The sequence below is a fragment of the Sulfodiicoccus acidiphilus genome (assembly GCF_003967175.1).
GTDB lineage: Archaea > Thermoproteota > Thermoprotei_A > Sulfolobales > Sulfolobaceae > Sulfodiicoccus > Sulfodiicoccus acidiphilus.
Genome location: NZ_AP018553.1, coordinates 818,047 through 841,912, shown reverse-complemented (window position 1 = coordinate 841,912; position 23,866 = coordinate 818,047). Strand labels below are relative to the sequence as shown.

At 48.8% G+C, this 23,866-nt stretch carries 19 protein-coding genes, 3 tRNA genes and 5 pseudogenes; 17 read left to right on the top strand and 10 right to left on the bottom strand.

Annotated elements, in window-relative coordinates; genetic code table 11:
- Positions 1-24: 24 nt before the first annotated feature.
- Positions 25-597 (top strand): dTMP kinase, encoded by a 573-nt coding sequence (gene tmk, locus HS1genome_RS04480; protein ID WP_126449785.1) that lies wholly within the window; start codon positions 25-27, stop codon positions 595-597.
- On the opposite strand, the gene HS1genome_RS04475 is transcribed toward tmk, so the two are convergent.
- Positions 563-2,290 carry an Rqc2 family fibronectin-binding protein gene (locus HS1genome_RS04475; protein WP_126449784.1) on the bottom strand — a complete coding sequence of 576 codons (1,728 nt, stop codon included), beginning with the start codon at positions 2,288-2,290 and terminating at the stop codon, positions 563-565. The genes tmk and HS1genome_RS04475 overlap by 35 nt on opposite strands.
- Before the next feature lie 33 nt (positions 2,291-2,323).
- On the opposite strand from HS1genome_RS04475, the gene HS1genome_RS04470 reads away from it, so the two are divergent.
- From HS1genome_RS04470 to HS1genome_RS04445, 6 genes and pseudogenes are all read left to right on the top strand, one after another.
- Positions 2,324-2,569 carry a hypothetical protein gene (locus tag HS1genome_RS04470; RefSeq protein WP_126449783.1) on the top strand — a complete coding sequence of 82 codons (246 nt, stop codon included), beginning with the start codon at positions 2,324-2,326 and terminating at the stop codon, positions 2,567-2,569.
- Positions 2,570-2,911: pseudogene (locus tag HS1genome_RS04465) on the top strand (DUF5615 family PIN-like protein); the annotation flags it as partial.
- A 91-nt stretch (positions 2,912-3,002) separates the two neighbouring features.
- Positions 3,003-3,659: a TIGR00296 family protein gene (locus HS1genome_RS04460; protein WP_126449782.1), complete on the top strand. Its 657-nt coding sequence runs from the start codon at positions 3,003-3,005 to the stop codon at positions 3,657-3,659.
- A 63-nt stretch (positions 3,660-3,722) separates the two neighbouring features.
- Positions 3,723-4,412, top strand: a complete 690-nt coding sequence (gene pdo / locus HS1genome_RS04455) for a protein disulfide oxidoreductase (RefSeq protein WP_229768198.1) — start codon at positions 3,723-3,725, stop codon at positions 4,410-4,412.
- Positions 4,413-4,861: 449 nt separating this feature from the next.
- Complete coding sequence (locus tag HS1genome_RS04450) at positions 4,862-5,524, top strand: CopG family transcriptional regulator (RefSeq protein ID WP_126449780.1); 663 nt, start codon at positions 4,862-4,864, stop codon at positions 5,522-5,524.
- Between the two features lie 765 nt (positions 5,525-6,289).
- Positions 6,290-7,924 (top strand): CTP synthase, encoded by a 1,635-nt coding sequence (locus tag HS1genome_RS04445; RefSeq protein ID WP_126449779.1) that lies wholly within the window; start codon positions 6,290-6,292, stop codon positions 7,922-7,924.
- Positions 7,925-8,233: 309 nt separating this feature from the next.
- Here HS1genome_RS04445 and HS1genome_RS04440 read toward each other — a convergent pair whose 3' ends face one another.
- Positions 8,234-8,542: an ArsR/SmtB family transcription factor gene (locus tag HS1genome_RS04440; RefSeq protein ID WP_373286777.1), complete on the bottom strand. Its 309-nt coding sequence runs from the start codon at positions 8,540-8,542 to the stop codon at positions 8,234-8,236.
- A gap of 67 nt (positions 8,543-8,609) precedes the next feature.
- Here HS1genome_RS04440 and HS1genome_RS04435 point away from each other — a divergent pair.
- Positions 8,610-9,348: pseudogene (locus HS1genome_RS04435) on the top strand (IS200/IS605 family accessory protein TnpB-related protein); the annotation flags it as partial.
- Between the two features lie 1,004 nt (positions 9,349-10,352).
- Here HS1genome_RS04435 and HS1genome_RS12545 read toward each other — a convergent pair.
- A complete protein-coding gene (locus HS1genome_RS12545; protein WP_126449777.1) occupies positions 10,353-10,610 on the bottom strand; it encodes a hypothetical protein in 258 nt (85 codons plus the stop codon).
- A gap of 189 nt (positions 10,611-10,799) precedes the next feature.
- Here HS1genome_RS12545 and HS1genome_RS04410 point away from each other — a divergent pair, with 189 nt between their 5' ends.
- The gene (locus tag HS1genome_RS04410) at positions 10,800-11,072 is read left to right on the top strand and encodes a U6 snRNA-associated Sm-like protein LSm6 (RefSeq protein ID WP_126451312.1); all 273 of its coding nucleotides are present in this window, start codon (positions 10,800-10,802) and stop codon (positions 11,070-11,072) included.
- A gap of 31 nt (positions 11,073-11,103) precedes the next feature.
- The gene (locus HS1genome_RS04405; protein ID WP_126449776.1) at positions 11,104-12,318 is read left to right on the top strand and encodes a methionine adenosyltransferase; all 1,215 of its coding nucleotides are present in this window, start codon (positions 11,104-11,106) and stop codon (positions 12,316-12,318) included.
- On the opposite strand, the gene HS1genome_RS04400 is transcribed toward HS1genome_RS04405, so the two are convergent.
- Positions 12,308-14,167, bottom strand: a complete 1,860-nt coding sequence (locus HS1genome_RS04400) for a DUF460 domain-containing protein (RefSeq protein WP_126449775.1) — start codon at positions 14,165-14,167, stop codon at positions 12,308-12,310. The genes HS1genome_RS04405 and HS1genome_RS04400 overlap by 11 nt on opposite strands.
- Before the next feature lie 184 nt (positions 14,168-14,351).
- On the opposite strand from HS1genome_RS04400, the gene dcd reads away from it, so the two are divergent.
- From dcd to HS1genome_RS13295, 4 genes and pseudogenes are all read left to right on the top strand, one after another.
- Positions 14,352-14,867 (top strand): dCTP deaminase, encoded by a 516-nt coding sequence (gene dcd, locus HS1genome_RS04395; protein WP_126449774.1) that lies wholly within the window; start codon positions 14,352-14,354, stop codon positions 14,865-14,867.
- Positions 14,868-14,983: 116 nt separating this feature from the next.
- Positions 14,984-16,596 (top strand): annotated as a pseudogene (locus tag HS1genome_RS04390) (thiamine pyrophosphate-binding protein).
- Positions 16,597-16,830: 234 nt separating this feature from the next.
- A pseudogene (locus HS1genome_RS04385) lies at positions 16,831-17,974 on the top strand (zinc ribbon domain-containing protein).
- A complete protein-coding gene (locus tag HS1genome_RS13295; RefSeq protein WP_126451311.1) occupies positions 17,880-18,275 on the top strand; it encodes a TIGR00304 family membrane protein in 396 nt (131 codons plus the stop codon). Before HS1genome_RS04385 ends, HS1genome_RS13295 begins: the two are co-directional and overlap by 95 nt.
- On the opposite strand, the gene HS1genome_RS04375 is transcribed toward HS1genome_RS13295, so the two are convergent.
- Positions 18,257-18,343 (bottom strand) — tRNA-Ile (locus HS1genome_RS04375). The genes HS1genome_RS13295 and HS1genome_RS04375 overlap by 19 nt on opposite strands.
- Positions 18,344-18,670: 327 nt before the next feature.
- Between HS1genome_RS04375 and HS1genome_RS13290 the strand changes: the two are divergent.
- Positions 18,671-19,316, top strand: a pseudogene (locus HS1genome_RS13290) (zinc ribbon domain-containing protein); the annotation flags it as partial.
- A gap of 450 nt (positions 19,317-19,766) precedes the next feature.
- Here HS1genome_RS13290 and HS1genome_RS04365 read toward each other — a convergent pair.
- Together HS1genome_RS04365 and HS1genome_RS04360 are read right to left on the bottom strand one after the other, a co-directional pair.
- Positions 19,767-20,057, bottom strand: a complete 291-nt coding sequence (locus HS1genome_RS04365; RefSeq protein ID WP_126449773.1) for a hypothetical protein — start codon at positions 20,055-20,057, stop codon at positions 19,767-19,769.
- A gap of 11 nt (positions 20,058-20,068) precedes the next feature.
- Positions 20,069-21,025 (bottom strand): phytoene desaturase family protein, encoded by a 957-nt coding sequence (locus tag HS1genome_RS04360; protein ID WP_126449772.1) that lies wholly within the window; start codon positions 21,023-21,025, stop codon positions 20,069-20,071.
- 123 nt (positions 21,026-21,148) lie between these two features.
- On the opposite strand from HS1genome_RS04360, the gene HS1genome_RS04355 reads away from it, so the two are divergent.
- On the top strand, positions 21,149-21,787 hold the full coding sequence (locus HS1genome_RS04355; RefSeq protein WP_126449771.1) for a nucleotide-binding protein: 639 nt from the start codon (positions 21,149-21,151) through the stop codon (positions 21,785-21,787).
- Between the two features lie 801 nt (positions 21,788-22,588).
- Here the strand turns inward: HS1genome_RS04355 and HS1genome_RS04350 are convergent.
- Together HS1genome_RS04350 and HS1genome_RS04345 are read right to left on the bottom strand one after the other, a co-directional pair.
- Positions 22,589-22,662 (bottom strand) — tRNA-Ala (locus HS1genome_RS04350).
- Between the two features lie 286 nt (positions 22,663-22,948).
- Positions 22,949-23,058, bottom strand: a tRNA-Cys gene (locus tag HS1genome_RS04345).
- A 67-nt stretch (positions 23,059-23,125) separates the two neighbouring features.
- On the opposite strand from HS1genome_RS04345, the gene HS1genome_RS04340 reads away from it, so the two are divergent.
- Positions 23,126-23,680 (top strand): nucleotidyltransferase, encoded by a 555-nt coding sequence (locus tag HS1genome_RS04340; protein ID WP_126449770.1) that lies wholly within the window; start codon positions 23,126-23,128, stop codon positions 23,678-23,680.
- On the opposite strand, the gene HS1genome_RS04335 is transcribed toward HS1genome_RS04340, so the two are convergent.
- On the bottom strand, positions 23,681-23,851 hold the full coding sequence (locus tag HS1genome_RS04335) for a 50S ribosomal protein L40e (RefSeq protein WP_126449769.1): 171 nt from the start codon (positions 23,849-23,851) through the stop codon (positions 23,681-23,683).
- Positions 23,852-23,866: the final 15 nt, after the last annotated feature.

Below are 23,866 nucleotides of genomic sequence, written 5' to 3'. Positions count from 1 at the left end.
GGTAGAACCTCGGCACTCGGTCAGATGAAGTTAGTAGCAATAGAAGGGATAGACGGGGCCGGGAAGACCACCCTCGCGAATTCTCTAAGGCCCAAATTGGTAGGTTACAAAGTTATAGTGACCTCCGAGCCCTTCGACGTCCAGATCTCCTCCTTGATAGCCAGAAGTGGTTGGGAGGATGGAATACTCTTGACGTTACTTTTCGCGGCCGACAGGGCGATCCACGTCAATTGGATGAGGGCCCAGAACGCTGACTTAATTCTGACCGACCGTTACTTCTACTCCTCCATGGCATACCAATCGTCTCTAGGAATTGATCAGGAATGGATAGCAGAAGTCAACAGCTATTTCCCTAAACCCGACTTAACCGTCCTTTTAGACTTGGATCCGAGCGTAGCAAGGTCTAGGCTAAAGCGAGATACCTACGACTTTAGGAGGAAGTGGGACTCGCTCCCAAACGTGAGGAAAAGGTATTTGGAGTTAGCGAGTAAGTTTGGCTTCTTGGTAGTGGACGCTTCTAAGCCCCAGGAGGAGGTGCTCAACGCGGTTTTGCCACACATCCTCAACTTACTCGGCCGGTCCCAAGAAGTGTCTTAGAGACCCTAGTTATGGACGACTTACCAGGTAGAAGCTTTAGTAGTTCGTCCTTTAGGGCCCCGATTCCTTTAATTTCCCCTCTCTTCGAGAATATCCTCACTACCCTATCCGCGAGCTTCTCCAACTCATCTCCAGGCCTGAGAACCACGTAGACGTCCGTCCTAGAGGAGACCGCCTCCTCGCTTCCTACTATCGGTTTCCTCTCCTTTCCTTCCAAACCTAAGGTTAACTCTAGTTTCACTCCCTTGATGTAATTCTTCTTTCCGTAGACCATGAAGGAGCCCTTGGAGATATACTCCCCCGATGGAGGGGTTTTGCTCACCTGGGATCCAAAAACCCAAAACACGTCAGCCGCCGCGAGTCCAACCTTCCACGCCCTAGAATAGCAGGCAGCGAGGACAGCGGCGTCGTAGATGTCCTCTTCTGTAGGCTGTCTACCTTGGGTGAGTAGGACGGTAGAGGGGGCACCCGTGAGGTCCGCGTGTAGATATATGTCTTTTTCCCCCAAGTACCTCTTCACCACGCTTTCGTTTTGGTCCGCGTCCTTTCCCGCTATCACTAGGAACCCCCTTCTCGTCAAGGTCCACCTATACCTTTCGTACCACTGTTTGGTCCTCACGCTCAACTTGACCATTTCCGCCGCATCCTCTGCGCTCTCCCCTAGCTCAGCTAGCCTCCTTCGTAGTTCCTCTGCGGTTTCTGCAGCCTTCTTAGCCTTATTTCTCAGCTCTTTTGCTTTGTCGAAATAGTACGAGGCGTTCCTTTGTACCGAAACAGTGGAGTCAAGCTCTACTTTCGTTCCGCCCAGTTCCACCTCCAACTTCGTCTTTCCTTCTCTCCTAGCCCTGCTTAATAGCTCCTCCAACCGTGCGTACTCGACCAGAATACGATTAGCCAAGGACACTAACTTCTCCGCCTCTTCAAAGTAGCTTCTCTCCGCTTCCTCAACTTGCTTTAAGGAAGCTCCTATCTTGGCCCTTTCCGCCTCTATTCTCTCCCTTGCCTTCTCGGTGGCTGTCTTCTGCTCTAGTTCGTTAAAGAACTCCTCTAGGGCGTCGTTAAAATTCTCTCTCCTTTCGCACCCTGGGAACTCCACCGGAAGAACGGTGAACCCCTTCTTTAAACACGGAGCAATCAATCCACCTGATACCTTCTCAACAATTTCCCTCCACTTGTTCTCGCTAACTTCACCTAGTGCCTCAGAGATGTCTCGAGGAACCCTGAAAGGAGACGGTGGAGGCGGAGCGTAGTACGCCCCAGGTTCTAACACCCTGTCCTTGAATTTTCTCCTTTCGGAGACATAGAGTATCTTTCCTTCACCATCAGTCACTGTTAGGACCCCTCTGGGAAGCAATTCCACTATGAGCCAGTTTCCGTTTGACAGCTCCGCTCTCATTACCCTTTCCTCGTTAACTGTACCTATGGATCTAATGTGGGCGGATCTGACTAGCTCCCTCAACCTAATTACGCTACCATCAGCCTCCTTCCTCCTCTCCACCCTCGTCAAGTGCACTCTCTTGCCCGGCTCCAGAAGTAGAACATTGTCCCCGTCTCTACCGTGGAGTTTGAACAGGAACGCCTCACTTCCCCACGCTCTGTAGACATTCTCTATTACGCTCCCTGTCAACTTGTCTCTCCACTCGGTGAGCCAAGCTGCTAGGTCCACGTAGCTCATAGACGTCTTGGTGTGCAACCGTTATTACCTCCCTTATGGTGAGTCTCGAACATGGATAAGGGGGACGAAGTAATTATTCTTAGGGGCCTTATGGGTGCTGCGACTGGCGTGCTCTCCTTTCTGACTTACAGTCACCTGCTCTATTACACATTTGCGCTTCCGCTGACCTTCTACGTGATTTCTGTCTTAGTCGTGAGAAGTAGATACCCGGGGAGCGGTAGATGGATAGTTCTAGGGAAGGGTGTATCTACATTCATAATATCTTGGCTTCTACTATGGATACTGCTGGTGCAGTGAATGACTTGGAAGTTCGTTGTCGATGCGATGTTGGGCAGTACAGCCAGGTGGCTCAGACTCCTAGGCTACGATACCCTATACGACAAGGAAATGGAGGACTGGAAAATATTGAAAGTAGCCTCAACCGAGGGGCGAGTGATAGTGACTAGAGATAGAGGCCTTTATCACAGGGCCAAGAAGAATGGGCTTCCCTGTTTCTTCGTCCAGCCGGGGTCCGATACCATAGAGGCGCTAGCCTACTTAGCTAGGGCCTACGACCTTGCTATCGACGTGGATCTCAACGGTAGCAGATGTGTTGAGTGCAACGGCACTCTTCAACTTACGTCCCCAGGAAAATGGAAGTGCAGTAAATGTGGCAAGTCTTATTGGAAGGGTTCTCACTGGAGGACGATGAGGACGACGCTTATAAGATTAGAACGTTTAGTGCAACAAGATGGAACTTCTAGACCCGCGGGAGCTGAACCTGGAGTCGGGGAAGGAACTCGTGATGATAGCCAGGGAATCGATAGAAAGAAAGCTCTGGGGAAGGAAGGGAGAGCTGGAAGTGAAAAACCCAGTTCTCCAGAAAAGGGGGATGGGGTTCGTGACTCTAGAGACTCTATACGGGGACACAACAGAGTTAAGAGGCTGCATAGGTTACCTGAGACCGGTCGCGGAGATATGGAAGGTGATCGCTCAGGCAGCCCTGGGGGCAGCATTTAGTGATCCCCGTTTTCCACCTTTGAGAAAGAGTGAACTGGAGTCGATCGTCATAGAGGTGACTGTTCTTTCTCCCCCCTCACTACTGGTCGTCGAGAACAGGTGGGAGATTCCAGGTAAGGTGGAGATTGGTATACACGGCATTGTAGTGGAGCGGGAACCGTGGTACAATGGGGTCCTCCTACCCCAGGTGGCGCCCGAGAACGGGTGGGATTCTCAAACTTTCCTCGCAGAGGGATGTCTTAAGGCCGGAATGTCCCCCGATTGTTGGCTAGACAAGCGGACCAAGGTGAGTGTGTTTACTGCTGTAATATTCAGAGAGAGAAGTCCTCGTGGAGAGGTAGTCCAAGTAGAGCCAAGGAACTTCGTAGCGAAAGTCTCAAATATTTAAGCTAAATTGGAATAAAGAAACCTTTAAAATGTATGGTTCAAGGGTTCTATTAGGTGCATAACCGTGGAGGAGTATGTAGAACTCTTCAATGACGAAGTGAAGGAAGCGTTGAAGGACGCGTTGAAGGATATGAAAGAAGAAGTCGACGTATATGTTTTCACGTCTAATGACGCCGATTGCCAGTACTGCGATCTCACCGTGAAGTTGATGAAATTCATAGGGGAGGCAACGCCCAGGCCTAATGGTAAGGGACTACTCAAGGTCCACGTCTTCAATCAGGGACAGGACGATGATGTATTCAGGAAGTTCATGGTAGAGAGAGTCCCAACAGTGGCCTTCTTAGACGGTATAGTTAGGTGGACTGGCGCCCCAATAGGAGAGGAATTGAGGGCTCTAGTAGAGACTATAGTGAGACTCTCAGTTGGAGATAGTGGACTCAGTCCCGAAGTCGCTAAGACGGTCAGGGAGTCAGTTAAGGGGAAAGTGAGAATAGAGACCATAGTCACTCACGCTTGCCCATACTGTCCATATGCGGCCTTGATGGGCCACATGGTGGCCTACGAGGCCTTCAAAGCTGGCAGGAGTAACGTGGTGTCTGATGCGATAGAAGCCTACGAGAACCAGGACGTGGCCGAGAAGTATCAAGTAATGTCAGTTCCAACAATGGCGATAAACGGTTCAGTGGAGTTCATAGGGGTTCCTACTGAGGAGAACTTAATCAATAGCATACTGGAGAAACAGAAGGCTACCTGATCACACGTAAAGATCATGTTTTCGAGTTTTAGGTTACGTTGGTTTATGGGTCAAATTAACTTAACGGAGGTTGAGGGGGCGAAAGTCCCCTTCCGTGGGGACGGACAGCCCCCTTATGTAAACCTCTTTACGGTTGTCAAAATACTATTTCTACGACCTCTACTGTGAGAGCTGGGTCGCACCCTCTGGACTGGGGGAACTCACGCCCGTGGAGAGGAAACCCTCCGCGACCCCCCTTCCGTACTGTTCACAGAAAGGTTCCACCGAACCTCCGCTACGTAAGGGGATCTAGGTCCCTCCGGGAAGCAGGAAATCCCCACCGGGAGATGCCCCGTCCGCGAGGGCGGGGTAGTTCACTTAGACCCTTCTCCCTTCTATTATAGACCTCCAGCGACGTGGCTCTTCCTCCATGCTTAAAACTGGGGAATATTAATGTAAAGTGGGAGCTCTTGAAGTACCTGACGCTGAAACTTACAGAAGACGAATATAAGGAGTTGGAGGAGAGGGCGAGATCAGAGGGATATGCTCTAGTTTCTGACTACGTCAGAACAGCATTATTTGGAAGACAAGAGCAGACGGAGAAGGGAGTTGACATTAACGCCATCAGTAATGCTATAGCTCAAAGACTAGAAAGAAAGCTACAAGACGTCCTCAACCCCTTCACCGGAAAGATAGACGACCTAGCTAGGAGGGTGACAGCATTAGAGGAGAGGGTAGCGGGGTCAGAAGAGCAGAAGCCTCAAAAACAACAGGAGACTAGGACCCAACAGCAGCAGAGACAGGAAGATCAACGTAAGACAGCGATGGATATATTGAAAGAGAGAGGAGTACTCTTCGAGAGCGAACTTAGGTTGAGGAGTCCTGATGCTTTCTTTAGTAAATTAGATAAGGAAGGAGCCAAGATAATAACTACAGAAACGGAAAGGATAGCAATAGATCAAGAGTTCCTAAGGGAGTTCAAGGAGAAGTTGTCCACGATCACCACTGAAGACATGGAGGAGGCTCAGAAGAAACTCAGACCAAACGAGTATAAGTTGTTCGAGAAGCTGAAGAACTATGCTGTCGCAATATTTGACTCTACCAAACATAGGTGGATTCTCCTTCTCGAGTAGCACATACCTTAGATAATCCCAGGGAGATCGAATCGTCTTGATGGAGCGGGACTCCACGTGTGGGTGGAGGAGGCCTCGTCGTGTCAAGTGCCGCAATGTGTTAAAAACAGAGAGATTCAAAGGCCGTGAAACTCCTCCGACAGGGACTAACCCTTACTGTGAAGTTTGAACTACTTTCCGGCCATTTTCCCTCGGCGCCATCTCTCCACCAACTCCACGGAGGAACTGGCGAAGTAACTCGAGCACCTCAGGAGTCCGGAGGAACCCCCCTGGGACTCCACTTCTTACCTTTCAAGTGGAGGTTCTCCCCATTCGTTCCTCCCATCTGAACGTAACCTCGGACATACGGTGGGAACCACCCTAGAGGAGCCTTAGACCGTAGTAGGGAAATCGATCCTGCTACTCAGCCTCTTTAAGCACCGTGTAGAGCCAGAGGGTGGCGAGGGCAGTAAAAGTAGTTTCATTAAGAAGAATTCAATCCCGCTTCACATCCATATAAGGCTTGATCGCCTTAATTGTGACTAAATTGCAGGATATCTGGAGCCCGACGGGGTGGGATTCGTACCTCCACCCCTATCTTTGAGTGGGGATGGTGAAAACTGGCTGTGTAAATCCAGAAACTGATATAAAAATATTCTCATGGTTTCAAAACGTGCTAACAATGCTTGTCAGACCTATGTAGCTCTCTAGTGGCGTAAACGTCTTACTCACCTAGCTAGACTTTTTAATGGCACACACAGTAATTCTGTTACTGTGAGCCTATAGGTGAGAGGTAAGTACATAGTGGTCACTGGTGGAGTGCTATCGAGCGTGGGGAAGGGGACGGTTTCAGCATCACTAGGTCTACTTCTTAAGGAGATGGGTTTGAAGGTATCTCTCGTTAAGGTTGATCCTTACATAAACGTAGACGCTGGGACCATGAATCCCTACATGCACGGCGAAGTCTTCGTCACAGAAGACGGCGCTGAGACCGATCTAGATCTGGGACACTACGAGAGGTTCGTCGGAATAGACATGTCGAAGTACAACAACGTCACGGCCGGAAAGGTGTACTTCGAGGTTATAAGAAAGGAGAGGGAAGGTAAGTATCTCGGTCAGACGGTCCAGATAATTCCTCACGTCACTGATGAGATAAAGTCGATGATACACAGGGCTGCTGAGATGGCCGACGCGGAAGTTACCATAGTGGAGATAGGAGGTACGGTAGGCGATATAGAGAGCCTTCCCTTCCTCGAAGCAGTGAGACAGATGAAGCTTGAGGACGAGGGGGGCGTAGTCTTCGTCCATGTTGCGCTAGTCGAACATCTGAAGGCTACGGGAGAATTGAAGACTAAGCCTCTTCAACACAGCGTGCAGGAACTCCGTAGGATAGGGATACAACCTGATATAGTTGTGGCTAGGGCAGAGGTTCCGCTTGACGAGGAAAGTAGAAGGAAGATAGCTCTTTTCACTAACGTTAGACCTGAGCTAGTCTTCTCCAGTTACGACGTGGACACGGCCTACGAGGTCCCCTCTATACTCCAGCAACAAGGACTTCATAAGGGAGTCCTCTCCAGACTTGGGATAAGCCCCAGGAAGGAGGGAAGTAACCCGCTCGAGGATTTTGTAAAAAGGATGAAGAACTCATCAAGGGAAGTCGATCTCACCTTGGTGGGTAAATATGTCAAGCTCAAGGACAGTTATATAAGCATAAGGGAAGCGCTCTACCACGCTGGAGTAGCCCTAAACGTCAAGCCCAAGATAAAGTGGGTGGAGGCCGAGGAGTTGGAGGGGGGAGAGGAAAAACTCTCGCTACTGGAGAACTCGGAAGGTTTAATGGTTCTACCAGGCTTTGGTTCCCGAGGAGTGGAGGGGAAGATAAGAGCTGTAAGATTCGCTAGAGAGAACAATATTCCCTTTCTAGGAATATGTTACGGCTTCCAGCTCGCTGTTGTCGAGTTCGCTAGAGACGTTTTAGGACTTAAAGGGGCTCACACCACTGAAGTGGACCCAAACACACCACATCCAGTGGTGACCGTACTAGAGGGTCATAAGCCAACTAGAGGAATGGGTGGAACCATGAGGTTAGGAGGGCAGAAAATTTACATTAAGGATGGTACGTTGATGCGTGCAATTTATGGGACTAGCGTCGTCGACGAGAGACATAGGCACAGGTATGAAGTCAACCCAGAGTATGTGGATGCGTTAGAGAAGGCTGGGTTAGTTGTATCTGGAGTGAGCGACGAGGGACTTGTGGAATTCGTCGAGCTCAAGGGACACAGGTTCTTTGTGGGAACTCAGCCTCATCCAGAGTACAAGAGCAGGCCTCTCAGGCCTTCTCCTATTTATATGGCGTTTCTAGCGGCAGCCGCCGGTTTGGAGGTTAGTGCACAAGCGGTTCCAATTACTACCCTTCCCTAGATACCCAGAGTTTCAAAGGACGGTTGGCCCTTCGTGATTTAACGAGGCCGTTTTCCTCGCTATAAACACCCTCTTCACAACGGTGGAGTACTCAGTTGGCTAAGTTTCTAGCTTTATTGTAAATATGGAGGCTTTATGGACGTTGAGGTGACCCCTTCGGCTAGAGAGGGCTCCTAGGTGTGAGTGTGGAGTGTGCCGCCGCTTAGGCGCTCCTAGATGCTTCCTAGCTAGTGTCAAGATGGGTCGACCGAGGTAGATTCTAGCTCACAGGAAGGGGTCATTGGAACTCCTCCCTCTAGCGCGTGCAACTCATTCGGTGAGAACGAGAACTATCTTCTCGTACCTATTTTTAAGTAACTTCCTGACACCTTTGACGCCATTCTCGAACGAAGCTTGCAGTAATCCAGCTTCCTCCAAAGATGCGATCTGATTACTAACGTTCCCCTTAGTAAGCCTGAGGGCTTCACTTATTTCAGTGACGCTCATCGGCCTCAAACTCACCATTTTCACAATGTTTATTCTAGTCATGGAGGCTAACGCATAAGACGTTCTGTATATCCCTTCCGGATCTGTCACTATCAGTTCCATGAGCACTCTGTTAGAGTTCAAAAGCCTCAAAAAGAAGACTCCTCATGTTTCCTTAATGGCTAGGGGAGTTAAAGCGATCAGAGCAACAGTCTCGATGAAGGTCGCCGAGGACAGTCATCGTAATGCCCTCTCAGTACAAGGGTTGGTACAAATCCTAGGAGAGGTCGTTTTCCTAGAGTTTATAAGCCCACTGTATGGTTAACTCCTAAAGCGAGTTATGTTGATCTTGAAAGGACGACTGTTAGGATTGTTAGTGTTGGTGAGCTTCCAATTCTGGGTTATCTTAGGAACATCGAAGAGTACCTAAACTGGAGGATGAAGGAGGCTAGACTCGTAGCTAAAGACGATAAGGCTTTCCTCGAAGTGGTTTTCGGGAAACAGTTGAAGAAGGTTGAGCCGAAATCGAGCGTCGCCGTCGACATTGACATGGGCGAAATAGTCGTAGGGAGGGACGACATTAACTACGTTAGGATCCCAACACGCCTCGAGGAGGTTCATCATTGTAAATCGTTAGCTGAAAACCTTCAAAAGAAGTATCAAAGAAGGTGGAGGGAGAACAAGAGGATTCTTGCCAGGTTCCCGTTCTTTCCACCTAAAGGCTAGCAGAGTCGTGGAGGATTACGCCAGGAAAGTGGGTAGTTGAAATCGCCGAAACGATGGGTGCCAACGTCGTTAAGTTGGAGAACCTCATCAAGAACGTGGATAGACTAGCTAAAGGTTTTCACGATGAGTTGTACTTGATGCAATATCGTCGTTTGCGGTATTGGATCGAGTGGCAAGCTGAGAAGCACGGTACTCTAGTCCAGTACGTTAACCCTTGTTATTCTTCAGTTTCATCTTACTCACCAGAGACCCCGCCCTTACGGGCGGGGAGTATAAGTGTAAATATCAAAACAGACATGAAAAGATCTGGGACGTTCCCTGAAAGCTGAAGTAAAGATAGCAATACGAGGAAAAATCCTAAACCCTAATGAAGAGAAGAGGCATGAACTAAACGTAGTCCTAGAACATCCAAAACTTGTCACTGATGCGGGCACGTTGCCCGCACGGACGGAAGGGAATACAGACGTAAGTGCGGTGTGGTACGTAACCGCGACTTGAACGCGTCGATCAACGTAGCCCGTGCCTCAACGAGAGGTACGGGTCGGGGGTAGGTAAACAACCCGAAGGGGGGATGAAGGTGCACCGCGAAGGGTACCGGAAACCCCGAAGCCCCGCCCGTGAGGACGGGGTGGTTTACGTCCTGAATGCTGTAGGAAAATGGAGTCGCTCATAGGTACTTCCGCTGTGCGAAATGTGGTTACGGGAACGACCGTGACGTCGTCGCGATCGTGAACTTGAACAGGAGGGGGTCTCTGACCCTCTCTACTGCCCCTCAGATGAGAAATGTAAACCCGAACCGATGAGGGGAACCCTCGCCCTTTAGGGCGGGGAGGAGGTCAGTTATGAAATAATGTGCTTTGATCTACCGTTTAGGGTGAGATGGAGGTCAGTTCTTCAGCCGTCCTGACGTAAGCAAGGACTTAGAGGGAGACAAGAACTCTCCTATAAAAGAACTCTTCGGGACGAGAAGGGGGAGCAAAGAGTCTAGCCTCTTTGAGAAGGAGATGGCCTCTCTTATAGATTTAAATATTCTTTTTTCTAAAATTCAATTAATAGTTATAAGAATTGAAGCGATCAGAACTAATGTTCCATGAAGATGGCCCTATCAGATCTCCTCCTAGCCTTATTAAATGACTGCGCGAAAGCTTTACGTTTCGTCCTTTTCTGGCTATTTAAGGAAAAGAGATTAAAAACCCAAATGGGGAAGCGGCATAAGGACTTATTCAAGATGGGCGTTCTAGGAGCTGACTTCCTCCCCGCCCTGGAAGGGACGAGGGTTCCCTCCCAGAGGGTTCATCGTTCCCACCATTGATTCGGGTTTACATGTCTCGTTTGGTGGGCAGTCGAGTGGATCAGAGATCCACTCCCATTTGAAGAGGAGGGGACTTTCACCCATTACGTCTAGTCCCTTAAAGGAAATTGAAGCCGCTGCTTGCTCCTCCCTCAGTTTCGTCAAGCACTCGATCGAGCTGGGGAGGAGCGTCGTTAGTACCACTAAGAGAAATTTCACAAAGAAGTATAAATATGAGGGGGCTATCCGTCCCCGCCGTGAAGGGCGAGGCTTTACGCCCCCTCAACTCCCGACTTTGTAAACCCTCACTCTTTCAGGGCGGGGAGGAAGTCAGTTCCCACAAAGTTAAATAGGGGTAGAACGATAGGTTAACTTCGTAAAGGCTGATACATGTTGCAGGCGAAGGTGGAGAATCCGTTAAAGAGCCTTAAGATGGCCACTAACAAGTTAGTCTTGGTGAAGCTCAAGGACGGCTCAGAGTACGTAGGCAGACTCGATCAGAGTGATGGGACGATGAACTTAGTACTTAAGGACTGTAGCGAAGTGAGGGAGAACAGTAACGAGGTAGTCACGAAGTACGGGCACGTCTTAATAAGAGGTAGTAACATATTATTCGTGAGCATAGATTATGAAACAGTCGCTGGGAAAGAAGGAAGCAAACTATAAAAAGCGATAGTACGGATCCTCGTGAATCACCATGAAGAACATTAACGTGCAAGAGAGTCGGCGCCAGGATGTGGATGCTCTCGAGGTAGAGCTAGTCGAGCGTAAGGGAATTGGTCATCCAGACTACGTCGCTGACTCGGCCTCCGAGGAGGCCAGCAGGGAACTCTCCCTATACTACCTTAAGAGGTTCGGAACTATTCTTCATCACAATTTAGACAAAACGCTATTAGTCGGGGGACAAGCAGCTCCAAGGTTCGGAGGTGGAGACGTCATCCACCCAATATATATAGTGGTCTCTGGCAGGGCCACTACCGAAGTTAAGACACAGGAAGGTACAGAGAGCGTTCCCATAGGTAGGATTGTGATCGAGAGCGTCAGAAACTGGCTAAAGGAGAACTTCAGGTATCTTGATTCAGAGAAACACGTGATAATAGACTACAAGATTGGGAAGGGCTCTGCCGATTTGGTCGGCATATTTAACAACAGGAAAGCCGCTCCTCTCTCAAACGATACAAGTTTCGGTGTAGGTTTTGCTCCTTTTTCAACATTGGAGAGATTGGTCTTCACAACCGAAAGGATCCTGAACAGCAAGGAATTCAAGGCAAAGGTGCCAGAGGTGGGAGAGGACGTGAAAGTGATGGGTCTTCGGAAGGGTAATGAGATAGATATAACAGTGGCTATGGCCGTCATCTCCTCCCTCGTTGGAGACCCTAACCACTATATGGCAGTTAAGGAGGAGGTTAAGCAGAAAGTTCTAGACTTAGCATCCCAGTTGGCCCCCAACCACACGGTGAGGGTTCACATCAACGCTGGAGACAGGCCAGAGAAGGGTATATTTTACCTAACAGTAACCGGTACCTCCGCCGAACATGGAGACGATGGAATGACCGGTAGAGGAAATAGGGCGACGGGCCTCATAACGCCTATGAGGCCTATGTCTCTAGAAGCCACTGCTGGAAAGAATCCAGTTAATCACGTTGGAAAGCTCTACAACGTATTGGCTAATATGGCGGCCAAGCGCATAGTTGAACAGGTGAAGGGAGTTAAGTCCGTTCAGATAGAGGTACTTGGGCAAATTGGTAGACCGATAGATGACCCCATGATAGTGAACGTCGATACGGTTGCGGTTGACGGCAAGCTCACACAGGACATGAAGAATGAGATACGAGGCGTGGTAGATGAAGCTTTAAGCGACTTCCAGAGGCTGACCGATACCATATTGGAGAGAAACGCCCCTATGTTTTAGACTCGTTTCTTTCCCTTCTGTAGTCAAGTATGAGCTTGACTAAGTCTATCTTTCTTCCTTCCTCGATCTCCCTCTCCTTCGCTAATACTTCTGCATCCTTAAGGGTTCCTTCGTCCACTATGGCGTAGTCCTCTCCAACAAACACGGCTACCTTATACGACACAGGATCTCCTAATATCCTCAGCGAACCCTCACAGAACTGTACTTTACCCTCGCATCTTACGATCTTCCCTCTACCGCTCACTAACATATCCACTACTTCTTTTAGTCGCTGGATTTCCGCGGCTCGTTGGTTCAGCTCTTCTTTGAGTTCAGTAACGATTTTGTTTCTTATGGTGAGTTCGCCAGCTAGTCTGTAAATCCTCCTATCGTTCATGAGTTCTTTGTTCCGCATTATTCTTTCCTCTTCTAGTCTATATTCGACCTCCTCCTTCTCCCTAAGGACTTCTCTCAATCTCTTCCTGAGTTGTTCGACCTCCTTTCGCATCTCGCTCACTTGCTCGGGAGGCCTCTGCTCGCCGGGCCTCTGGGATTTCGATTCGGTCTTAGCCCTTACCTCCTCCTTTTCGCTGGGGCTTAACATGGACTCTATTTCCCTTTCTACACACTCCATGGTCGGATTTCCCATCGCTACACACATCAGTACTCTGTCGTGATCTACGTCAAGCTCGAGCCTATTGAGGTAACCCTCAACTTGCCTCAGCTTGTGCTCCATCTCGTTGTAGGCCCTCAAGGCACAGGCTAAGGAATCCCTGACGTGAGGATCGTCTACCTTCAGTCCGAATCTTGAACATAGGGAGCTCACCAGTTCCTGCTTCTCCTCGACACTCATGGATTTCTCAGGGACGAAAATTCTGGCCCCAACCTGGGCTGCGATCTTCTTAACCGCGTCTGGAACGGGATTAACGTCAGTTGCCACCAAAATTGGAACGCCATATTGAGAGATAATGCTGAGGATCTCCTCCCTGTCTATTGCCCTCTTAGTTGTGAGAAGAACAGGAGCCCCTTGTAAGTCTAATACGGAGATTCCCACCTCCAACCCAGGATCAACTCCTACTACTAGCGGACGGTCGCTCTTCCTCCTATTCCCAGAGAACTTAACTCTAGTTGTGTAGACAGGTCTCACGTCTACCGATAGGTCGTGGGTCCTCACCTTCTTTACTATACCATAGAGTGCCTCCCGTGGAGAATAGACAACGAACATGGCCCCTTCAAGTCCCGACTTGGATCTCCTGATGAAGACGTCGTAGTCGAAACCGTGAGCGTCTAACTTCGACTTTATGTCTCTAGTAGCCTGAAGTAGGAGCCCTCTTATTCTCCTTTTGAATCTGTTTTGACTCATTCCTCCAGGGCCGTACTTCCTCGATTTTGAAATTATTATCTTGGTCCTGTTCTCTACAACCTTCACTCCAGTTCCTACGTTCCTTAAGGCCAACCTGGCAGCTATCACGGCAGTCTCCAAGGGGTCAGTTTTCCCCCTCACCTCTATGCCCGTTCGTCTAGCGATTTCCCTAATATCGAGAAATTCCCCGTCAACGTATGTGACCTGGACTACCTGTAAGTTGTCTGGGAGCATTTCCATTACTTTCCTGAAGCCCCTTTCGTCTCCTCCAAGTTCGAAAACGTTGTCCAGGGCTAGGACGCGCGGCCTGTAGTCCCAGATTAGTCTAACGAGACGAGGAGTAGGGACTCCCTCGAGCTTAGTTACCACCCGCTCCTTCCCGTCTATAATTGCCACGGAGTATTTGGCCTCTCTAACAGAGTTTGGGCTTGACCCAGGCTCTATGTCCACTCCCATGACCAACGTCCTTTCGTCTATCTTACCAGTGGGGTCTAAGCCTGGGTGCATGATTTAACTATGTTCGTGCACTTCCGGTAAAAACTTTTGGTAGTTTCTGAGCCACGAAAAGTGTTCCCAAGGGTTTGGATGCACCACACCAGTCGTCACACTCAACCCGTTCACTTGGCTATAATCTTCAATGAAATATCGTGTGGTACGACTTTAAAACTTTGAGCCGTAAAAATTGGCCGTAATGATCCTAGGAGACAGAGACCTCAAGTACTTCATAGACCGAGGACTGATCAAGGTCGAACCCTTCTCGGAAGACACTGTACGTGAGAACGGCCTGGACTTGAGGGTGGGGAAGCAGATAGCGAGGATGGTAAACGCTGGAGTATTAAGGCTAGGCGAGGACGTTTCGAATTTCTTTAAGGTTGAAGATGGGGAAGAGTTCGTGATTAACCCAAGCGAACACGTCCTCCTGACCACACAGGAGTATTTAGAACTTCCGACCGATGTTATGGCTTTCGTGAACCTTCGTTCCTCGTTCGCTAGGCTGGGGCTCTTCATCCCTCCCACCATAGTTGATGCCGGTTTCAAAGGCGAGCTCACAATAGAAGTGGTGGGTTCAGCTTTTCCAGTGGAACTACGAGCAGGAACGAGATTCCTCCACTTGGTGTTCGCGAAGACCTTGACTCCCATAGAGCGACCCTACAGCGGAAAGTACCAGGGACAGAGGGGAGTGACGTTGCCGAAGTTTGTGAAGTGAATTGGAAGTAGCGAGCCATTCACAACACAATTAAATTTATGTGAAGATCTTTAAACAATCCCAGATAAGTTCCCCCATCTTTATAAACTGTCAGGGGAGATCCTTAACGAGTTGACATGAGCCAAGGACTGAAAAGGAAGGAAGAAACGGTGGGGAAGGAGATGAGGGGGATGAAGCCCTCGCTTACGTTTTGAAGGAAATTGGAACTAAGAAAGTGTTCACAACTCCCGCGCTACCTGATTACATCTTGGATAGGCTCAAGGAATATGATATGCAGGTCTCGTTCTCTCCAACACCAAAAGGAACTGTGCTGATGGCCTACACATTTGCCTCACGAACTAATGAGGCCGGCGTAGTCCTTCAGATCCCTGGTACTCCCTTGTTGGATGCTGTAAATGTGATTGCACAAGCATTCGTCGACTCAGTTCCTCTCCTCTTGGTCTCCACAGTAAGGTCGTACAGGGACAATGGAAGGGGTAGGATAGGAGAGTTGAGGACTATAGACGATGTTATGGGTATACTATCCCCTATTACCAAGAGTAGGGAGAGGGTAACTAGCATTGAGGAGATCACGGTAGGGGTGGAAAAGACCTACAAGGAGGTTATGAGCAATAGGCCGAGGCCAGGTTACGTGGAAGTAGCGGAGGACCTCTTCAAACTTAAGGCCTATCCGTTAGCTGGAAGCGAACAGAGACCTGAGAAGAAGACTCCAGACAAGAACACTGTACTTAAGGCCGCGGAGCTTCTAGGTAACTCTAAGAAACCCCTAATAGTAGCTGGATACGGCGTCCTAACTAGCGGGGCAGCTCAGCTCCTTCAGGAACTAGCGGAACTCTTAGACGCACCTGTGGTCACCACGATAAAGGGCAAGGGATCGATACCCGCATCTCATCCGCTCTTCGCCGGGGAGGGCCTAGGACTCATGGGGACGAGGGCCAGTTCTCAGTTGAGCACGGAGGCCGACGTCATACTGGCCTTAGGGACTAGCTTCCCTCAATTAAGTACAGGAGGGTGGTCCTTCCAGTATAAGGGCCTTTTGATTCACAATAACGTTGACGGAGAAGATGTAGGAAAGTCCTACTTACCCCAACTTCCAGCGGTGGCTGACACAGGACTTTTCCTCAAGGAACTCCTGAACGCCTTAAGACAGAAGTTCAAGGAGAAGGTGAACAGAGGAAGTGCTGATCTGTTGAGGAAGCTTAGAGACGAGGAGAATATTCCTCAGCACGAGGGATTGTGGCCAGTAGATGTGTTTAACGTCTTGAGAGAGAGTGGCTACTCCAAGATCTTCTTGGATATAACTGCCCCAACCATAGATGCCATAAGGCTGCCCATCGAGAAGCCATACACTTGGGTGACTAGCGAGACCTTACTAGAAAGGGGAGTAGCAGTGGCTGGAGCCTTGGAGGATGGTTCTGAGGGAACGGTAGGGATAACTGACCTCACTGGCGTACTCAGATATATGGACATGATCCTTGCTTCTAATGGGGCAATGTCTACTATCTTAGTGTTGGACGACGAGAACACCTCCTACTTGGAATTAACCAAATCGGACCTTCCTTCTATTGGTAGAACTCAGGTGGAGACAAAGGTCGACTTAAAGACCAAGTTGGGAGCCATCGAGGTACGCGATGAGAAGGAGTTAAGGGAGACCTTCGGGAACACTAGTAAGGGAGTAAAGGTAGTGCAGGTTAAGCTGTCCCACGACTACAAGAGTATCGTCCTTTAAGGCGGATCGCGAAGTGCCAGTTCGTAGCGTGGGTGGTTCGCTCCAGCAAATAGCTTTGGTTTAGAAAGTCTTTAGAGCTAAAAGGATAGATAACCAACATCGTTTCTTGCCCGCGGAGACCACGTCCGTAAGGGTGGGTGTAGTTTACAGAATAGGGGGTTGAGGGGGCGGAAAGCCTCTGGTGTGGACGGAAGACCCCTTACACTTAGGTTCTTCTTTTTCCTAATTCCTTTAATGGCTAGGAGGGTTAAAGCGATCAGAGCCACAGCTTCGATGAAGATCCCCCTATCAGATCCCCCTCTCAGCCCTCGTGAACAACTACGCGAAAGCCTTACGTTTCGTCGCGTTCTAGTTGTAGGAGAACATCCAAAGCTCACAAGAGAGAGCGTTTTAGCGAAAGCCCACGAGGATTTATTAGGAGAACATCCAAAGCTCACAAGAGAGAGCGTTTTAGCGAAAGCCCACGAGGATTTATACTCTAAACCGAGAGAGGAGTTTAACCTGCTATCAAAGATCGCGGAAGATTGTTATAGGGATGCCCTAACAATTTATAGGGATGGTATAATCCCAAAGAGGATAGATGCGTATATAAGCCAGGTGTATGGCTAACACCTAAAGTTATAATCTAGACTTAGACAAAACGGTCGTATAGCAAGTGTTGGTAAGGCTTCAAATCCTGGGCTACCCTAGGAACTTGAAGGAGTATTTAGCATGGAAGGTGAAGGAGGCTAGTGGTAAAGGGCGATAAGGCTTTCCTGAAAGTCGCGTTCTAAAAACCATATGGAGCCGAAATCGAGCATCGCCGTCGACATTAACGTGGCTGAAGTAGTTGTAGGAAAATGTACACCACGTTAGAATTCCTACACACCTTCACGAGGTCCACCACTGGAAGTCGTTAGCTGGGAACCTTCAAAAGAAGTATCCTAGGAGGTGGAAAGAGAATAGGAGAATCCTTTATGGGATTTATTAAGTTAGAGACTCTCAGAAACCTAATTTAGAATGTAGATAAACTACCGAGGAGTTTTCACGATAAGCTACACTTGATGTAGTACCGTAGAATTCGATATTGGGTTGAGAGGCAAACAAAGAAGCACCGGCTATTTGTCGAATATGTTAACCCAAGTCTTCATTATTTTGTCCAAGGTGCGGGAGGAAAATGAAAGAAGTCAGCTATAGGTTCTTTCGTTGTCACTCTTGCGGTTACGAGAATGACCGTGACGTTATTGCGATAATTGACCTCAATGGGAGGGGTCTCCGATCTTCTCGACTACCCCTAATGGGAGATGCAACCCCGAATCGATGGGGGGAACCTTCGCCCTTTGGCGAGAAGTCGGTTTGTAGGCATTTCCGAGGGAACCAGTATAATGGTAAAGATTAATTTGCCCCTCGTAGAGTCTTTTTCTATGAAGCTAGTTGCACTTGGCTTTTTAGTGACTTTTGTGGGCTTTGTTCTAGTTCTGTTGGGCGCTTTACTCTCCACTTCATCTCAAGTACCCTCTAGTTTGGCAGGGGCGATATTCATTGGACCTTTCCCCATAATCTTCGGTTCAGGCACCAAGGAACTTTTCGGTCCATTTCTATGGGTATTCGCCACCATCTCTGTGATTCTTGTAGCACTCTACTTGGTTTCGATAGCATTGTTTTTGAAGGGAAGAAGAAGTGGGCCCGGAGGGATTTGAACCCTCGGCCTCTCGGTGTCTGAGGTCACTTATCAGCCGAGCGCTCTACCATGCTAAGCTACGGGCCCGATAAACGCTACTTACAACCTCTAATAAAAGGTTTACCCGATCTGTGTAAGCTCCTTTACCTCAAGGAATCGAAAACTTCGCCATCTGAGACCCACGCCCCTTAAGTTTACGGGAAGTTTCCTCGGAGCATAATCGATTACTCAACGATGGGTTAACGTCACCGAGTCACCTGTGCGAGGGTCTAGACGGCCTCGAGCGTTGGCTATCTCCTAAGTTCGCTCCACATCCCCTTATCCACAGATTAAAGCGGATCGCGAAGTGCCAGTTCGTAGCGTGGGTTTACTACGAAGAATTTTCGCAAAAATCAGGGTTTAACTTGTTCTTAGAGTAAAATACAGTCCTTCGCTTCAAAACACAGTAGGAATGGTAATGAGTTATTGAAGAAGTATTCTCACCGCGACAGGAACCCCGTTAGAGATTGTTAACAAATTTGTAAACCGCTTACAGAATAGGGGATTGAGGGGGCGGAAGGCCTCGCCGTTAGTGGCGGGGAGAAAGTCAGTGGAGACGTATCCCCTGTTATTATGGGCCGTTGAGAAGTTGGGTAAACAATCAATGTTCCAGGACGCTAATAATTCTCTTTCTGAGAAGGTTTCAAGAACTTTTTGGGAGACTATCCACCGTATCTTGAAATATCAGGCTCCTCTTTACGGTTCTTTTGTGAAGGAGGCGCCCATGTCTTACGTCTAAGTCCCGTTCCAGACGTGAATGGGTTTTCGAAAGGTTGGCAGGACTTTCAAGTGCAGGAGGTGTGGGTTCACCCTCGATAGGCAGTTGAACACGTCTTCGAATATCTACCTCAAGACGCGCTGGTTCCCCCGTGGGTGAAATACCACGGAGTGGAACGGGGTCATCGCGCTAAAGGGGGGTATGAGCAGGTTAACCCGAGACTCTGGTGATGCCCAAGGGCTGAGGATTAGATACAAATTCATGAAAATTCTAAGAAGCTCAAACCCCAAAGTCCAGTGCTAAATTCACTGGAGTAGTGAAGAGCTGACTTCCCCCCTAGAAGGGTTCCCCTCCAAGGGTTTCACAGTTCCCACCGTCAGTTCATGACGACATCTCTAGTTTGGTGGGCAGTCGGGGCTCCGGAGTCTCCCCACGAAAAGGTGGATCCTCGTCGAGTTACCTCCGGATCCCACGAACGAGAGTGAGAGATAGTAGTCGACCCTCCCTCAGTACCATTAAGCTCTCAGTAGAGCTGGGGAGGTCCTCAGTGTCGCTCATATACTAAAAAACTGAATTTAAAGGAGAGGCCGTCCGCGAGAGGCTTTCCGCCCCCTTAACCCCTTCTTATGTAAACGATTCCACCGATGTGTAACATGGTTCCCCGCTCTCAGAGGCACAATTACCTTGAGCAAAGTATAGAAGTGAAAGGAGTTTTCGTAAGTGGTCCACACCTCAGCTCCACTCCTAAGTCGACTACTTTATTCCCATGTCCTTCAAGAGAGCTTGTGCAGCGTTAAATCCTGGTATCCCAGTCACCTGTCCACCTGGGTAACTCCCTGCACTTCCCATGTACAGACCCTGAAACTCAGTTCTGTATCCAGGCCTGCCGTCAAAAAGGTACGGCACCTTCATAGGAAGGTGATTGAGGTCTCCACCAGGTAAGTAGTACTCAGTCTCGGCCTCCTTTGAATCTAGCAAGTCTATCCCTATGATCTTCTCCTTTATATCTGGAATTAGCTCGTATAGTTCCTCCAAACTTCCCATGAAGCTGGCTACTATTCCCCCAGAGAATCGTCTGAGGCAGAATGGAACAGTAGTTCACCTGCTTCTATGTCCAATATGGAAGCATAGAATGGTTTCAGGGCCTCCGGCAGCTTTGGAATCTCCCTAAAGACCATGTTATACTTCACCCAATGAGGCCGCATCGATTGAACCTTCGGTGCCTCACCTATCAGCTTCCAAGTCACTAGTGGACTTGTAGCGGAAATCACTGCGTCAAATTGAAACTTCTTTCTTCCAGACTCAATCCACTTAATCCTACCACCTTCAGCTTCTATCCTAGAAACTAAGTTGCCTAGTCTGAGCTTAGCACCAAGGGATTGCGCTCTTTGCGCCAAAATCTTTCCAATTGTTCCCATACCTCCAGGGACCACCGACCATTGCGGACTGTAGAAGTATGCGACTAAATAGGCAGGGGAGTCGTACATGCCTGGGTAAATGAAGGCTCTGTGAAGTTCTTTAGGGAGGTATCGCTCTAAAAACTTCCCTGAAGAGAGTTCCATGATCTCTTCAACTCCTCTTCGCTTGGCCTCCTCCTTAACGTCCTCCATGGAAGGTGGAGAATCAAGGAAGGTGAACTCCTCATCAATCATTTTCTTGAACTCCAACAGTTTACGATCGAACTCGGGGAAGAGCTCTAGTCCTCTAGTCAGAAGCTCTTTCCTCCTCTTCTCTGGCTCCCTCCAGAACGGGTAGACCTTACCGTCCACGAAGAGGGTCTGAAAAGGATCCTGTTTTATGGTAGGTATCCCAAACTTCTTCACTAGTGAAGAAGGCATGAGTCCCAGTACGTAGGAGGCCCTACTGACTTTCACTCCCTTGAACTCTCTAGAGTCTGCCAGACCTCCAGGGACGTTCCTAGCTTCGAAGACCTCCACTTCCACACCTGCCTCGGCTAGAACGTTGGCTGCCACCAATCCGTTGTGTCCTCCACCTATTACGCAGACTCTCATCTGTCAGTCTAACACCTCAGGGTCTAAATCTGCAACTCGAGTCAGAAAATAGAACATTTCTGTTAGAAATCTTCGAGGAGAATTCTTACACACCTTATTAAGACGGCTTAGTAGTTTCAATCGATGTTCCTCCTAGTGCTGGGAGCTAAGGGTGGGGTGGGGAAGTCCACAGTAGCGGCAACTTTAGCACTTCAGTTGGCCAAGCAGGGGAGGGAAGTTCTGCTCCTAGACATGGATCCTCTTAATTGGTCCTCCTACGTCCTTGAGAGACTGATAGGAAATGGGAGAAGTCTAGAAGGGAGAGTAAATAGCATCAAAGTGAGAGGTGAGGGTCCCGCGGTCGAGTTGATCAAGTTGAGAAATCAGGAGGTCTGTGTATTGGATCCGCCCCCAATAACGAGGTGGAAGGTGAAAACAGAACCCCTTTTTGGAGGAGAGGTAGCTAAGAGAGTCTACGTCACTGACTCGTCGATTTCTAGCGTTAAAAGCACTATAGCATTGGCGAGCTTCCTTAGAGGTCACACGCATGCCGTAAATGCTGGATTAGTAGTTAATATGGTTCCGCCAGTTCCGGAGGAGTTAGCCAATTCCTCTAAATTCAGGAGACTCTGTGAAGAACTTGAAGTGTCGGTGTGTGGGGTAGTTCCCTTCGACGAGAGATTATATTCTTACTCAGCGGAAGGACCCCTAGACGTGCCTATTCAGTTGATGGAAATCGCTTACCTCTTGGTTTCTGAGCGTTCTAGTGGTTTCGTAGATTAAATTTCCTCCTTGATTCCCTTCTTTCAGAGAATCCGTCAATAAATTTGAAAAGTTGCAAAGGTTTTCGATTACGTAGAACCGAACGTTAGAAATAATGAACAAGTACACTGTTTAGAGCTCTAAGATCAGCGATCGGTGAAGCGAACCTCACCGTTCTAAAAGTGAGGATAACGAATCGATCACCCTTACTCTAAATTTCTCTTAACAATTAGGCGAATTCCTATAATTGGAGTTAAAAAAGGACGGGCCTTGCGCTTTGAGGGACGTAATTCAAACTTGGTTTGCCAATTTCTCGATGACTCTAACGATGCTTTTGCTCAACCTCTACCAAGGCTAGGGATAAAGGGAGGAGCAACCAACATCACATTTCGATGTGCGGGAATCAGAGGTAGTTGATGAAGGTTCCCCCATTAGGCTCTTCTATGACCCACCCTACTGCCCACCAGACTAGAGATGCTATCCCGAATCGACGGTGGAAATAGTGACACCTTTGGAGGAGGAACCTTCCAGGACGGGAGAGGAAGTCCAGCGTTCCTATGACGCCTAAACGAGGATCGTTGTTCCAGACACATGCCTTATACTACCCTCGTCTAATTACGCTAAAGCCCTATGTGTAGTTCTGTTGAAAGGAAGAAAAACTAACCCATCGAGAACACGTTATGTAGGATTTGAGGAGTTTAGGAACGGGTTCGATCTACTGCCTAAGGTCACCAAAGATTGCTACAGAAGGTCAAATACACCACAGGTACACATTGTATTTGGTTGTTTGGCGAGATTCAACAGAAGTGGGTTCCCCTGCAATGGACCGGCCGGGATTTGAACCCGGGACCTCTCGGGTGCGAGCCGAGCACTCTTCCAGGCTGAGCTACCGGCCCATGGAATTACTAGACATCAGTAGTTTAAAGTCTTTGGTGTTTTTCCGAAAGAGCTCCAATCCTAGGTTGGTTGCGCTGTGTGTACTTCAAAGTTGAGCCTATGATCGAAAGTGCAAGGAAGTTAAATCTTATGACTACTGACGTATATATTTCAATCATTACCTCAGCTGGCCTGTGATGTGCGATGGGCGGTCTGAAAGGTGAAGACTTTTATCTCTGCAGCTCTGAGGCCAATCAGATTGGGTTTCCTCAACTTACTCCTGATTCTTAAAGGAGAATGTGGAAAAGCCGGGGGCGGGATTCGAACCCGCGATTTAACGGGTCTCTTCGGCATTCTCTGCAGCCCTTAGCGCCGCCCTTGGGCGGTGTCGCCTTTGACCGCTCGGCCACCCCGGCGCACCTTAAGGTGCCAGCGGGAGTAAAAATGTTTTAACATACGTCACAGAAGGGATAGCGAACCCAAATGATTAAGTTCGATAAGGTCGGCGACATCCTCGCGAAGATAGGGGAAAGGGTCGAATTTGTTGTGATAGGAGATACAGTGGTAGATGTGGCGCTAGGGAGGAAGGGTACAGAGAGTGATGTGGACTTGTTCGTGAACGGGTTGTTACTAGATGAGGGACCCATAATAGTGCTCTCTGAAGAAAATGGGTGGGAGTTGGGTAGAACTCCCATAGATACGCCTAGGTTGATCGTGGACGTTGAGGAACAGCAGCTCCAAGTCGACTTCTACGATAACTTGCAGGACTTTTTCGTCCCCCCCAAGGTGCTGGAGTCGGCAGAAGTCGTAAGGTTGGGGAAGAGGGAGTTCAAGGGTGTCAGAATAGAGGACTACTTCCTGCTCAAGTTGAACGCGTTCAGAGAGGAGGACGAGGAGGAACTCAAGTCCCTCCTAATCTACGTGGCAGACGGTAAGATAAAACTTGATAGAGGGTATCTGTCCTCACATGTGGAACTTTTCGAAGAGAACTCGAAGAGTATTAGGGAAAGATTGAGTGGCTTAGGTCTGAGGGTGTGATTAGGACTTCTTGCTCGCTATCTCCTTCTTCTTTGGTCTGAGGTTGTAGCTATGACACCTCCTACACTTCACCGCCCTGATAGAGTTCAGGGCTCCACACTCTCTGCATACTTTCTTCGCGAACACCCTGTTGTAAACAATTTGGACTTGCGCTGGATCGGTTAGTGGCATGACGGACCTAGCTAA